The organism is Nodosilinea sp. P-1105 (assembly GCF_012911975.1).
In the GTDB taxonomy this organism is placed as follows: Bacteria; Cyanobacteriota; Cyanobacteriia; order Phormidesmidales; family Phormidesmidaceae; genus Nodosilinea.
In genome coordinates this window covers 76,186-89,116 of the sequence record NZ_SMDQ01000003.1, presented here as the reverse complement: position 1 = coordinate 89,116, position 12,931 = coordinate 76,186, and the positions used below count along the sequence as shown (strand labels likewise).

The 12,931-nt window shown below is 55.1% G+C and carries 12 protein-coding genes; 4 read left to right on the top strand and 8 right to left on the bottom strand.

Translation table 11 applies throughout. The features are described 5' to 3' along the window. Nucleotides 1-34 precede the first annotated feature (34 nt). Both E1H13_RS02350 and E1H13_RS02345 read right to left on the bottom strand, forming a co-directional pair. Nucleotides 35-1,297 (bottom strand): recombinase family protein, encoded by a 1,263-nt coding sequence (locus E1H13_RS02350; RefSeq protein ID WP_240966369.1) that lies wholly within the window; start codon nucleotides 1,295-1,297, stop codon nucleotides 35-37. Between the two features lie 94 nt (nucleotides 1,298-1,391). Then, entirely contained in the window at nucleotides 1,392-1,733 is a 342-nt protein-coding gene (locus tag E1H13_RS02345; RefSeq protein WP_169611775.1) for a hypothetical protein, read from the bottom strand. Nucleotides 1,734-1,876: 143 nt separating this feature from the next. Between E1H13_RS02345 and E1H13_RS02340 the strand changes: the two genes are divergently transcribed. Continuing rightward, nucleotides 1,877-2,839: a ribonuclease Z gene (locus E1H13_RS02340; protein WP_169611876.1), complete on the top strand. Its 963-nt coding sequence runs from the start codon at nucleotides 1,877-1,879 to the stop codon at nucleotides 2,837-2,839. On the opposite strand, the gene E1H13_RS02335 is transcribed toward E1H13_RS02340, so the two are convergent. Further along, nucleotides 2,788-3,282 (bottom strand): hypothetical protein, encoded by a 495-nt coding sequence (locus E1H13_RS02335; RefSeq protein WP_169611774.1) that lies wholly within the window; start codon nucleotides 3,280-3,282, stop codon nucleotides 2,788-2,790. The two genes, E1H13_RS02340 and E1H13_RS02335, sit on opposite strands and share 52 nt — an antisense overlap. A gap of 392 nt (nucleotides 3,283-3,674) precedes the next feature. Between E1H13_RS02335 and E1H13_RS02330 the strand changes: the two genes are divergently transcribed. Next, the gene (locus tag E1H13_RS02330) at nucleotides 3,675-4,427 is read left to right on the top strand and encodes a HEAT repeat domain-containing protein (protein ID WP_169611773.1); all 753 of its coding nucleotides are present in this window, start codon (nucleotides 3,675-3,677) and stop codon (nucleotides 4,425-4,427) included. Between the two features lie 419 nt (nucleotides 4,428-4,846). Here the strand turns inward: E1H13_RS02330 and E1H13_RS02325 are convergent, their stop codons facing one another. The 3 genes from E1H13_RS02325 to E1H13_RS02315 form a co-directional block, all read right to left on the bottom strand. Beyond that, nucleotides 4,847-5,953 (bottom strand): LptF/LptG family permease, encoded by a 1,107-nt coding sequence (locus tag E1H13_RS02325; RefSeq protein ID WP_169611875.1) that lies wholly within the window; start codon nucleotides 5,951-5,953, stop codon nucleotides 4,847-4,849. Nucleotides 5,954-6,120: 167 nt separating this feature from the next. Further along, nucleotides 6,121-6,849, bottom strand: coding sequence for an LPS export ABC transporter ATP-binding protein (gene lptB / locus E1H13_RS02320; protein WP_169611772.1), 729 nt, complete (start codon nucleotides 6,847-6,849; stop codon nucleotides 6,121-6,123). Nucleotides 6,850-7,008: 159 nt separating this feature from the next. After that, a complete protein-coding gene (locus tag E1H13_RS02315; protein ID WP_240966368.1) occupies nucleotides 7,009-7,530 on the bottom strand; it encodes an LptA/OstA family protein in 522 nt (173 codons plus the stop codon). A gap of 144 nt (nucleotides 7,531-7,674) precedes the next feature. On the opposite strand from E1H13_RS02315, the gene hpsN reads away from it, so the two are divergent. Beyond that, complete coding sequence (hpsN, locus tag E1H13_RS02310) at nucleotides 7,675-8,697, top strand: hormogonium polysaccharide biosynthesis glycosyltransferase HpsN (protein ID WP_169611771.1); 1,023 nt, start codon at nucleotides 7,675-7,677, stop codon at nucleotides 8,695-8,697. Here the strand turns inward: hpsN and E1H13_RS02305 are convergent. After that, the gene (locus E1H13_RS02305; RefSeq protein WP_169611770.1) at nucleotides 8,631-9,476 is read right to left on the bottom strand and encodes a DUF6816 family protein; all 846 of its coding nucleotides are present in this window, start codon (nucleotides 9,474-9,476) and stop codon (nucleotides 8,631-8,633) included. The genes hpsN and E1H13_RS02305 overlap by 67 nt on opposite strands. 585 nt (nucleotides 9,477-10,061) lie before the next feature. Here E1H13_RS02305 and E1H13_RS02300 point away from each other — a divergent pair. Then, nucleotides 10,062-10,955, top strand: a complete 894-nt coding sequence (locus E1H13_RS02300) for a pentapeptide repeat-containing protein (RefSeq protein ID WP_169611769.1) — start codon at nucleotides 10,062-10,064, stop codon at nucleotides 10,953-10,955. A gap of 16 nt (nucleotides 10,956-10,971) precedes the next feature. Here the strand turns inward: E1H13_RS02300 and E1H13_RS02295 are convergent, their stop codons facing one another. Next, nucleotides 10,972-12,876, bottom strand: coding sequence for an alpha/beta hydrolase (locus tag E1H13_RS02295; protein WP_169611768.1), 1,905 nt, complete (start codon nucleotides 12,874-12,876; stop codon nucleotides 10,972-10,974). Nucleotides 12,877-12,931 lie beyond the last annotated feature (55 nt).

Here is a 12,931-nt window from a genome sequence, read left to right as displayed (position 1 = left end):
TGCAAATTGACGATCAAAGATCAAAGCTCTACGATCAAAACACTAGCGTCAGGGCAATCTCCCACTGGGTGCCATGGCGAATAATGTTGATGGTCTGGATGAACTCCCGGAAGAAAAAGCGACGCTCAGCTTCAGACAAGTCATGCCAGAACTGGGGAATGGACACTGACTGGGAGAGCTCTTGTAGATTTACCGGCGGCAGTTGCGCTAGACGTTGCTCAAGCTCAGCCATTTCGCCGCGCAATGTGTAGCGTCGCAGGTCAGCTGTCGCTTGATCTAACACCCCATTGTCCACCAGGATCGGGAGTTGCTCTAGAGCCATTTGTTTCTGCTGAATTTGCGCCTGCAGGCCCGTTCCGGCGGGGGGGAGTTGCTCTGGGCCACTGGCAAACCGCTGGGCCACAGCCCGAGGTAAGTCTTGGCAAATTTGGCTGATGATGTGATCTAAGGCGCGATCGTAGGGAATCGCCGGGCAGGGCTGTTGCCGCCCGCAGGCCCTGGGCCGCAAATACAGATAGCGGTGACGGGTCTGGCGGTTGGTGGTAGTTGACACAGCCAGGGAGCAGCCACATTCCTGACAGGTGACTAACCCCGCTAACGAGCGAGGGGCTCCAGCGGTGCGAGGGGGAAGTTGACTGTTGCGGCGTAGCAGGCGATCGATTTGGGCAGCTTCTTCACGGCTGATCAGTGCGGCGTGAGTGTTGCGTAGCACTTGACCGTCGTGGTACTGCAAGTCCCCTCGGTACACCGGGTGGGTCAACCAGCGACGCCCCGTTGAAACTGAGATGCGTTTGCCAAATCGGCTTTCCACAAAACGTACCGCTGCCCGTAGGGATCCGTACAAGAGGAATTCATTGACAAAAGCTGTGACCACAGGGGCCGCACTACGATCGATCAGGTAACGCTCTTGGCCACGGCGGTAGCCGTAGGGGGCTTTACCAGGCGGGGGAAGCGCGTTGAGCCGATTCTGGGCATGGCCAGCCCGTAGCCGACGACGGTGCTGCTGCTGCGCCACCTGATGACCCAGCTCCACACCGGGGGGCAATGCCGTAACCCCCTCTAGGCTAGCTTCTGCCTCGCTCCCAGCTAAGCACACCACTTGAGTACCGGCGGCTTCTAGGATACTGAGGCAGGCTTTGATCTTGTTCAGGCTCTCGCCGAGCTGGCTGAGATCCGCCACCAGCACCACCTGAGCCGGGGTGATTTGATTATCCGCCAGCAATTGCGCCAACTGGGGTCGATAGTCAGGGGAGGTGGGTAGAGCGACATCGGTATACACCTGGGCAATGGGCCACATCTGCCCCTGACGTTGAATAGATCCCGGCCACGGATTAGACCCTGGCGGGCTAGAAGCGTCTTCACAATATTGGTAAGCAATGACCCGCATACCCTTAGAACGCTGCTTTTAAGGCTTCTCGTACAGCCACCGCCTGGACTGCGTCTTGGCTAGAGACAATCATCATCACCGTGGTGTTACTGGGATTCTGCAGGCACACAAACACGGCTGTTACCTGGTCAGACTGTCCGGCAATGCTATTATCGTCAGCTTGGGTCAGGGCCAGGTCCTGACTATTTAAAGCCTGGCTGGCTCGACTGATGCATTGATCTACATCACCGCTCAGGCTTTGCCAGGCATAGTATACCCCCGGCGGCTCGGCCTGGGCGGCGGGGATGACGCCTAAAGCCCCTAATCCCACAACCCCTGCCCCTAAAGTGTGAATGACAGCCCTCATACTTGGTAATCCTCTTGCAGTTGACTGATCTCAGTGGCGGCTGGCCTTGGTCTAGCCTATGGCCTAGGTGATGCTACCCTGCTGTGATTCCACCAATTGTGGCGGCCCATGCCAAGATAGGAGAGTTGGTAGAGGCCAGTTTCTTGCAAATCACGTTTTTGGGTACCAGTTCCGGGGTTCCTACCCGATCGCGCAATGTGTCTAGTATCGCCCTACGGTTACCTCAGAGAGCTGAGGTATGGCTATTTGACTGTGGCGAGGGCACCCAACACCAATTTTTGCGTAGCGACGTTAAGTCTAGCCAGATTCGGCGCATTTTTATTACCCATATGCATGGGGATCACATTTTTGGGCTGATGGGACTATTGGCCAGCTGTGGCTTAGCAGGCAACCGCCAACAGCGGATTGATATCTATGGTCCCAAACCCCTGAATGATTACCTTCAGGCCTGTCGCCGCTATTCCCAAACCCACTTTTCGCTACCGATTAAGATCCATCCGGTGGAACCAGGGCTGGTGTTTGAGGATGAGCAGTTTCGGGTGGTGTGCGATCGCTTAGAACATCGAGTGCCGGCCTATGGTTACCGAGTGGAAGAGCGCGATCGCCCTGGCCGATTTGACGTGAAACGAGCCAAGGCCCTGGGGATTCCGCCGGGTCCCATCTATGGCCAACTGAAGCAGGGCTTGCGGGTCACCCTGCCCGATGGCCGCAGTATCAATGGGGCTGACCTGTGTGGGCCAGACCTGGTGGGGCGTAAGCTGGTGTACTGCACTGATACTATCTATTGCGATCGCGCCGTTGCACTGGCCGCAGAGGCCGACGTGTTAATCCACGAAGCCACCTTCTCCCACCGGGATGCCGAGTTAGCTTACCAACGGCTGCATTCCACGTCCACAATGGCGGCGCAGGTGGCGTTGGCGGCTCAAGTCAAACATCTGATCATGACTCACTTCAGCCCCCGCTACGCCCCTGGCAATGATATTCAACTGGGGGATCTACTGGCTGAGGCGCAGGCTATTTTCCCTAGCACCACCATGGCCTACGATTTCATGGTTTATGATCTGGCCCGCCAGGCGGAAAAGACCCTGGTTTCTTCTGCCTCATAGGGGCCTCTGGATGGCACCGAGTCAAAACCAGAGGCGATATTCACCCGACGCTGAATATCGCTGAGACGGCGATCGCTGTCTACTGCCGTGCGCGGCACCGGCACATCATAATTCGGCCAACTGCTTAAATCATCACAGGGGCAGGGAGATTTTGCTATCCCTAGTTCTGGAATGGCTAAAGGCATATCACAGCGGGCACAGGAGGTAACCACCCAGGCCGGAGAGAGCATATCAGCCACGCTCTGGGTTGTCCCCTTGAGATAACAGCCCTGACCACTGGTTACCATAACGTTGTGCCAGCAATCTTCAAAGGACTGGCTGTACGTCCCCTGGTGGTAGATCGGGCTGGGTAAATGCTCTCCTCTATTCTCAGCCAGTACGATGGGCTTGCCCAACTGAAACCAATGGGCTAGAAAGTCTCGAACTTGCTCTTGAGATGCCATAAAAATTGCCTCTGTGTAGTGCAAGCATAGAGTAGTGCAAGCATAGATTCTGCCCCGTGCAGACAATGCATACATTCATTGATTTTGATCCTAACGCCTAAAAGCTTAGCCGGAGTATATCTAAGGATATTCTTCCGAATGTCGGTGGGACATAGGGGACGGGAGACGGAGGTTGGGTTCGGCGGGCTAAAGTCTGCCCTGTCAATGCAACTCATCCTACAATCTGAATCAGTAACCCCCAATCGAATTGAGGACTCTGCCAAGGGGGGTATCACCTTCAAACCTGGGTAGCCGCCGCAAACACCAAGCTCAACATAGGGCTGGCTTAACGAAAGTTAACATCAGACTGGGCTACCGGATCAAAGTGCCTCGGAACCGGATAAAGTGGCCATATGTATGATGACGACTTAACTACCCTGAATCCAGACCTTGAGTTTGCTGACCCTCTTGATGCCCTGGGGCCGCCTGAAGAAAACAGTGCCCCCCCGTACGATCCTGAGGTGATGCTGCCATTGTTGGATGCCACAGACCCCCAGCAGCGGATGTTGGCGGCCCGTGCCTTTTGCGAGGTGGAAGATGGTCGTGCCATTCCAGCTTTGGTGCGGCTATTGCAAGATACATGCCCCCTAGTGCGGGTGAGCGCCGCCTATGCCCTGGGTCGTAACCCCGACCCATCGGCGGTTGATTCCCTGATTACGCAACTGGCCGCTGACTGGAATGGCTACGTGCGCAAAGGTCTCGTCTGGGCCTTGGGTAACTCCCACGATGGTCGCGCCCTCTTTCCTTTGATTGATGCCCTTAAAACAGACATTCCAGCAGTGCGTCTTTGGGCGGCCAGTGCTTTAGCGCAAATGGCCCAGGTGGGGTATGAGCCGGTGATTGCCGCTATCCCGCCGCTGATTGAAGCTATGCGCCAAGACAGTGTGTCGGCGGTGCGCAGCAACTGCGCCTGGGCCATTGGCCAGCTTTGCCGCGAGTTACCGTCTAATGTGGTGTACCACACGGCTATCGATGCTCTGATTGAAACCTTTGCCGAAGATAAGGACCTGGGGGTACGGGAAGATGCCCGCTCTGCCATCCTCAAAGTAGGGGATACCCGTGGGCTACAGGTGATCGAAGAAATTGAGCAGGATGGCTTTTTTTAAGGCTTATACCCGGTTCATACCAAATTCGAGTCACACAACCCCGATTCCCAAAAGGCCGACCGTAGGGTGCATAGCGCCAAGGGCGCGGCTCTGCCTATGCGGCTACAGGGACATCCGGGAACGTCCTAGAGCATCGGTACAGTATGGCAAGATCCCAGGGTTCTCAGGCTGATTGACCATGAACTTTAGGGCGTCTCAAGGCAGAACCCTGGGATCTGTACCAGCGTTCTAGTCGCTTTGGTTAGCCGCAATGCACCGCTGGGGTATCGGGGGAGGTAGCCTGAGCTTGTCGAAGTAAGTAGGGGTGGGTCCACTCAAGCCCGAAGGAACCCACCCCGCCCTCCGAGCACCCCTCCCAGGAGGGGAATGCCTATTCCAACCCCGGGTTGATTTATACCAAGTCCAGACTTGGCTCTGGTTTAGTTAGAAGCTTTGATCAGTAAATACAGCCCAATGGCCAGCCCCAGTAAGGTAGGCAGCCAAGCGGCCATAAATGGAGAGAGAATCCCGACTTCTCCCATGGCGTTCGTAATGAATGACAACAGGTAATAGCCAAAAATAATCACGATACTAATGCCAAAGCTGGTGGCCCGGCTGGTGCGCTGGGGCAGTACCCCAATCGAGGACCCTACCAGGCCAAACACGACGCAGACAAAGGGAAGGGCATATTTTTGCTGAATCCGAATCTGCCAGCGGCGAATTAAGGCTTCGTCGCCCCCCTGGCGCACCAGGTCTAGTTGTTGAGAGGCTTCGGCAATATTCATTTCAGTATCGTTTTTGGTGCGACCGGCCAGGTCTAGGGGCGTGCGGGGCAGTTGCAGCTTTTGATTTTCAAAGGTGATGATGTTGCGGAATGAGCCGTCCGGGGCAACGGCATAAATCGTGCCATCGTAAAAGTTCCAGGTGTTTTGACTAAAGTCCCAAGTGGCTGAATCAGCGCTGACGACCTGGCTGAGGCCCTCCTGGGAAAAGTCGAGAATGGTCAACCCGTACATGGTATCGCCGTCAAAGCGGCGGGCGTAGAATTGCCGCTTCAGTTCCTGGGCGGCGGGGTCATCCCTGGCCGGTTGAAATTCTTGGTAAAAAATGTTGCGCTCTTGAAAGGGGGGGCGTTCGGAATTTAAGGCTCGCTCTAGGGTGATGGCGGCTCGATAGTTGGCGGCAGGAGTAATCAGCTCATTGAACACAAAGGTCATGCCGGTGACCAGCAAACTAAGCACCACCGCTGGGGCAATAATCCGTCGAATACTGACGCCCACCCCTCGCAGGGCAATCAGCTCGCTATCGCTGGAAAATCGGCTATAGGTCATCATCGTCGCCAGTAGGGTAGCCATTGGAAAGGCCAACACAATGAATTCTGGCAGCTTGAGCATGAAAATTTGGATGGCCAGGGTAATGGATAGCCCTGACTCGGTGATGCGCCGGATCAACTCAAACAAAGCGCCGATGGAAATACCAATGGAGGAAAAGGCCCCGACGCCGAACATAAATGGTAGGGAAAGCTCTTTGGCGATGTAGCGATCCATCACAGAAATCACAGTCCGACTTTGGCGGGGTCGGGGAAAGGATAGTTGAGATGGAGAAGATGCTTGAGCCATGGATAGGATCTGAGAAACAATCGGAGGGAAAGAACTGTTGTCCTGAGGGCTGAAAGTGACCTGAATCGTTCAGTCGTTACCCATTGGGAGTCGGGTTAAAGGGCGAAGTCTTTGCCGAGATAGTGCTCGCGCACTAGGGGATTGTTATAGAGATCATCAGCGCTGCCTGACGCTAGAATTTGACCGTCGTTCATGATGTAAGCCCGATCGATAATTCGCAGGGTTTCCCGCACATTGTGATCGGTAATTAAGATGCCCATATCGCGATCGCGCAGTTGAGCAATAATCTCTTGAATTTCAGCTACCGCAATCGGATCGACCCCAGCAAACGGCTCATCTAAAAACAGAAACCGAGGCCCCTCTGGGCCAGAGGCCAGGGACCGGGCTAGCTCGGTGCGCCGCCGCTCGCCCCCAGACACTTGAATGCCTAGGGTGTTAGCCACCTTTTCAAGGCGAAACTCTTTGAGTAGGTCTTGGAGGCGATCACCATATTCTTCAGGGGCGACTCGGGTTTGCTGCATCACTAGCAAAATATTGTCAACCACAGACAGGTTGCGAAAAATGCTGGGTTCCTGGGCCAGATAGCCAATCCCCAAACGAGCTCGCTGGTGCATGGGTAGATCAGTAATATCAATTTGATCGAGGCACACTCGGCCACCATCGGGACGCTCTAGGCCTGTAGCCATGTAAAACGTTGTGGTTTTTCCAGCCCCATTAGGCCCCAGCAGCCCCACAATTTCTCCTTGGGCAACGGAAAGGCTGACCCGGTTAACCACCTGGCGCTTGCCATAGGTTTTTTGAACATTGTCAAGAACGATTTTCAAAGGTTTGCCTGGGCGACGACACAATGCCAAACCTAAAAAATTGTATCAAAGGCTCTTCCCTATCTAGGTAGTACAGGTACCCATTCCGATAACCGGCACACAGCTTTCAACTATCCCCTAGCCAACTTTAAAACGCTACCCTGGGGGATTTGCCCCCCATCAGCTAGGATCGGCTGGCTCAATTGGGCTGACATCTAGCAGGACTGGTGGGCGAGAAGAAGATGGCTGGGCCGGTGGACTCGAAGCGGCCCCATTGCCATTGGGGGCTGCCTGAGATTCTGGCAACACATAGACTGACTCCACCTGGTTATTGGGGCTAGGCACCGCCACAAACTGCCCTTCTTCGATTAGGTAGGTCACCACCTCGGCCCGTACGGTACTGCCCCGCTGGTCAATCAACACATTGCCACTGAGTACAATGCGCTGTTCATTGCTGTAATACTCTGCCTGGGCTGAGGTGGCCCGAATTTGCTCCGCCGGATAGTCAATTTGCACATTCCCCCGGGCGGTAATCACCCCTGTAATCGTATTGGCCTCCTGGACGTCCGATCGCAAGGTGATGGTGTCCTGGGCCTGGGCCTGAGGTGGCACTAACGGCGATACCCCGGACTCTCCGCCAGCCAGTACCAGGACTGCGGTGATCGACATGCCTAACCAAGACCAGCGAAGAAAACGCGCCATAATCCGACCGGACCAAAACAACTGATGGCTCAATTCTAGCCCAGCGATTGACAGGCCTAAGGCGATCGCCTCGAGGAGCCGGTTTTTGACCATCGCCGCCAGATGATCCCGCTATGCTAAAAGCAGCCCTATGTCCTCCGGTGTATGGATTCCCTCCCCTGGCCCACCCTTACGGTGATCATTCCCACTTACCGGCGGGAGGCGGTGCTGTGCGACACCTTAGCCAGCCTGCTAGCTCAGGATTACCCGGCCTATGAGGTGATTGTGGTCGATCAGACTCCGGTCCACCAAGCCTCTACCCAGCAACAGCTGATGCACTGGGCCCAAACTGGACAAATTACCTGGTATCAGGTGCCTTGGGCCAGTCTACCCGCCGCCCGCAACCTGGGGATCGAGCAATCTACTGGGGAGATTGTGCTGTTTATCGACGATGATGTGGTGTTGCCTGCCGGGTATCTATATGCCCATGCCCGTAGCTTTTTGCAGCAGCCTCAGGTGGGGGCGGTGGCCGGTCGGGTTCATGATCCCAGTAAGCTGGCCGAGGCCCCAGACCTGACCATTGATTACCTCCCCCCAGAAGCGATGGACCCTGGCGTTGCCTGGTATCATTTGGACCTGGTACGGCCTACCCAGCCCCAGGCGGTGCTGACAGCACGGGGCTGCAATATGTCGTTTCGGCGGCAGGTGTTTAACCAGTATGGGCTCCGGTTTGACGAGCGCTTCTACGGCACGGCGGTGCGAGAAGAATCAGACCTGTGTCTGCGGTTGCGCCAGACCGGCTACCTCGTCTGGTACAACCCCCAGGCCTACTTACTCCATCGGGGGGAAACAACCGGCGGTTGCCACCATATTGCTACTCAGACCCTGCGCTATCAGCTCGATTTCTACCACAATCACTTTCTCTTGGGCCTGAAAAATTTAACCTGCCGTCAAAATCGCCAGCTGTTTTGGAGATTGTTTACCTGCCATGTGCTCGGGCATCCCCCCTGTAACAAAGATCGCCATACAGGCAAAGTGATGATCCGAGGTCTATGCTACGGGCTGGGCTTTCTGTATGTGCTGTACACCCTGGTTACCACCCTGGGTAAACAGGGCCGCCTCTACCCCAGCCAGCTAGTTGCTGCCTCTTTAGGAGGAGAGTCCACTTTGGTCAAGGTAAGTCGATAGTGATATAGAGCAACGGGCTGGTCTAGAGCCTTAAAGAACTCGGGATCTTGGGGAGACAGATAGACAGCGGTCACTTGGTCAGCAACGATTCCCGCTGGGGTTTGGCTGTAGTCGGTAATGATATCCACCTGATTTAGGTAAGGGATGGCAGTGCCGCTAAACACTTGCTGAAACCGCTCAGTGGTAACAAAGCGTTCAGGGGAGGGGGTTTCAGTACCACGGGCCGTGACTGTCGAGGTTAATTGTCGCCCGTGGTCTAGCAAGGTGACCTGGCGGTTAGGGTTACTGGGATCCACCTTGACTGCTTTAACCGCTCCATCGCTGAGGTAGGCTCGGGCTAGGTTTAGCCCATTAAAGGCGCGATCGCTGATAACCTGAGACTGGCCCTGCACCAAAGGTACGATCCCCCGGCTCACTTTAGGAACTGACAGGAACCGTACCACACAGGTAACCGGCTGATGCAGCCAAGTCTGATTGCCCTCGAAACCGGGGGTAGTCAGTGCTGGCGCCAGGGGAGCAGTTAACTCCACCAGGGTACTGGTCAGTTGCCAAGTGCCCTGAAACCAGTCTGGATAGACCAAATCCCCTTGGGCCGGAGCCAGGGAGGGAAGAGCCTGCCCACTGGGGACATGCTGGATGCGATAGTCAAAGACCGGCCCCTTGAGGTCATCGCCCAAGACACCAGCCTGAGCCTGCCCACTGCACAGTAGCCACACAGCCAACAATAGCAGCAGCCAGGTGAGACGACGGCGCACCAATAGCTTTAGGTGACGAAGCATAGGCAATTTGTTCTCACAGGGTAGGGGGATGGGTTGCCGTTAGCCATCGAACCAGTCTAAAGTCGCCTGCAATGGCTAGCCTAGACCCGGATTAGGCTTAGCTCAACGCTCCAGCATCTTCGTGATCAGTACAACTAGACCTACTTTACTGTTACTATCCTACCGCTACTGGCCTACGCTACTGACGCACCCATACAGATCCTGATGTTCTGGTCAGCGAGGCTAGGGTTATCAGCAAATACTCGGTATAATAAATATCCTTAGCCGACGAGCTTTCTACCTAAATATACAGGCATCTGCCCTCATCCTTGAAATTAAACTCATCTGGTCAAATTAGCCAAATGGCTAACGACCTGACCGGCCACTAAGGACTAAAATTTGGGGTGAATGGCACGCTTCAGCAGCGGTGTCGTTATCATCTCCGGTCACTGGTCTGGGTGCAGGGGGCATATGCTTGACATGCTGATAACTTTGGTCATTCCTTGCCTGCTCTCCCTTGCCCAAGCAATTTGTGAGCAAGGTAACTCTAAATCGGTCCCGTCGGACCATTTCTGTCCTGAAAATTGTTGCATTTGAGACCCGTCATTGGAAACCTCATCGTTCAATCACCTACGCTCCCCTGAACCACCCCAGGAAATCACGGCCGATGCCCTGCTCGAAAGTTACCAGGCTGGCGAGCGTGACTTTCGGGGGGTGCAGTTAATTGGTGCTGATTTAGCCCACCAAGATTTGAGTGGCGCTAATTTTCGTCAGTCCTATTTCCAGCACACCAACTTCACTGGGGCCACCTTGGTGGGAGTCAATTTCCGAGAAGCACAAATGGCCTCTGTTTGCCTCCACCGAGCCAATCTACTGTTAGTTAACTTAATCGGTGCTGATCTGACCGAGGCCGATTTACGAGAGGCCGATCTGACCGAAGCTGGCTTGCGTAGTGCTCTGTTGATTCGGGCAAACCTGAGTCAAGTCAATTTAGACAACGCTAACTTGAACGAAGCCACCTTGGACCAGGCCTCTCTCTACCAAGCTACCCTGACGGAAGCCAGCTTGAGTCGGGCCAAACTGATGGGGACTGATCTGCAACAGGCCAATCTGGACCATGCCAACCTCACCAGCGCCTTGATGAATGGCACTAACTTACAGGGGGCCAGCCTGGTGGGGGCTTTTCTGAGCGGGGCTAGCCTGGAGGGGGCGAATCTGCAAGATACTGATTTAAGTCGGGCCAAAATGACCAGCACTAACTTAGTCAATGTCGACCTGTCTCGATCGAATTTGCGAGGCACTAATCTCAGTTGGAGTTCTCTGCGGGGGGCCAATCTCCAAGGGGCGACCCTTTACCGGACCCGACTTAGTTGGTCAAACTTAAGCGGTGCTAACCTGACCAACGCCGTCATGATCAATGCCAAGCTTGACTACACTAACCTCCGCCACGCGAACCTGCAGGGCACTACTTTGCCTGATGGCTATGTCAGCAATTCCTAAGGGGTGGCTCGGTTTCCTAAGGGGTGGCTCGGTTAGAGCCATGGCGTTGCGCCTGGAGGTGAGGTGAGAAAAAGCGGCGGGGCCGGTAAATGGCTGTTAATGATGGGGGGCTGGTTCTGAGATAAGCCAGCATCTGTCGTTGCAGTGTCTGGAAATGGTCTTGCACGGCCATGGCTTCTAGATGCAGTAGTGAGGAGCCGTAGGCCATCAGCGTTTCTTGATGGTAAAACGCCCCCTGTCGCAAACGGGGCCAATGGCTGAGCCGGGCCGGTAAATCCTGGCTGAGGCGTAATGAGAGGTCGTCTGTAGAGAAGAGTTGGGCATAGTCAGCACTCAACATCGGGGCGTAGGCATCAGCATCGTCAGTTTGCTGCATGATGAAGCTCAGACTAATGCCCTGGAAAAACTGACGCATTGCCGCTGTGGAACTGTCAGGCACCTCTGGCATAAAGGGGATCCGATGTAGATCCGCATTGAGGTTATCGGGATCGCCCACACTGAGGTGAGATCCGCCAAGTACCGTCATCAGATACTTGGGCCCGGACAGCTGCATAAATGGCCCCAACTGCTGCTTAGCCATGGGGGTAACACTATCATGGGTGCTGGCTACCATCAGGGTGGGGACCTGCACCCGGCTCAGGCCCGCTTCCCCAAATAGCAGACCCGTAAGCGGGTTGGTGACAATCAGCTGGCTAATCCGGTTGTCTTTGAGATTGGCATATTTCACTGGCAGATCTAACGCTGCACATTGCAACCAGTCAGCTGGGGAAAAACTAACGGGGCTGAGATCGGGGCAAAACGATTGCAGCGATCGCAAGTCCAGGGCCGCCCCCGCCAGGGCCAGACCGGTATATCCGCCCAGGGAATGACCAATCAGGGTAACCTGATCGGTATCTAAGCGGCCCCGGAGGGTGTAGGAATACAGATTTAGTTTCTCTAGGCGATCAAGCACAAAGCTAATGTCGCGAGGCCGATCTAGAAATTCAGTGGCTGGCAAAATGCGGCTAAGCTTGTCCTCTTCGGGGGGATCGACCACGGGTAAGGACATCAGAGCCGCGACGTTACTGCCTGGGTGCTCCACTGCCACTACCGTTAGCCCGTGGGAGGCCAAATGCTGAGCTAAGTAGGCAAAAAAGCGGCGATCGGCCCCAAAGCCATGGGAAATCACCACCAGGGGACCTTGGGTATCCCGACTCCAATAGACATCGACAGGGATCTGGCGATCGCGTTGGCGATCGCGCAATAGCAATTCCCATCGCTCCACCTGGGATTCCCCTTCAGAAAATGGATCCATATCCTCCAGGGGGGTGATATCCACGGGGGTGTCCGACAAGTCTTTGCGCAGGACTCGACTGAGGGCCTCGCTCTCCATTTGGGCCAACCGAAACTGGGAACCAAGGGAAATTAATGTCCCCAAATTAATTTCCAGCGTGTCTTGGGGAATCACCCGCAACAGCCCTAATAAGGTCAGTCCCTCCGGGGATTTCGAGGCTTCATCAATGGTGGCTTTTAGATCTGCAGGGGTCAAATTAGGGGCCACCGCCTCCAGGGTTTCCAGAAGTTGGCTACCGCCAGGGGTGGTCAGAATTTCATCTAAGATCACCTGGCTGACGTCGGGATCTAGAGAAATCTGGTCTCCTAGGGCCTGGCGCACACTAGGGGTCAGCACTGGACGATATAACCCTAAAGACGGCGGCACCTCCCCTGTGGCCACAAAGGTCTCTAGATCGGCCAAGGCAATGGTTTGGGAAAACCGGCCCAGGCGAATTGTCACTGTTTCTGCAGCCAAGACTGATGTGCCTAAACCAGTCCCCCCCATCACCAAAGCCCCTGTCACCGCCATGGCGGTGACTAGCCCTAGGCCCAGGCGTTGGGAACCGAAAATTTTCAACCGAGCGACGACAGAGAACCGTGGAATCATGTATGCAGTCAGGGCGACAGGGCCCTAATTTTCTCTATGGGTTAGTTTAATCTAA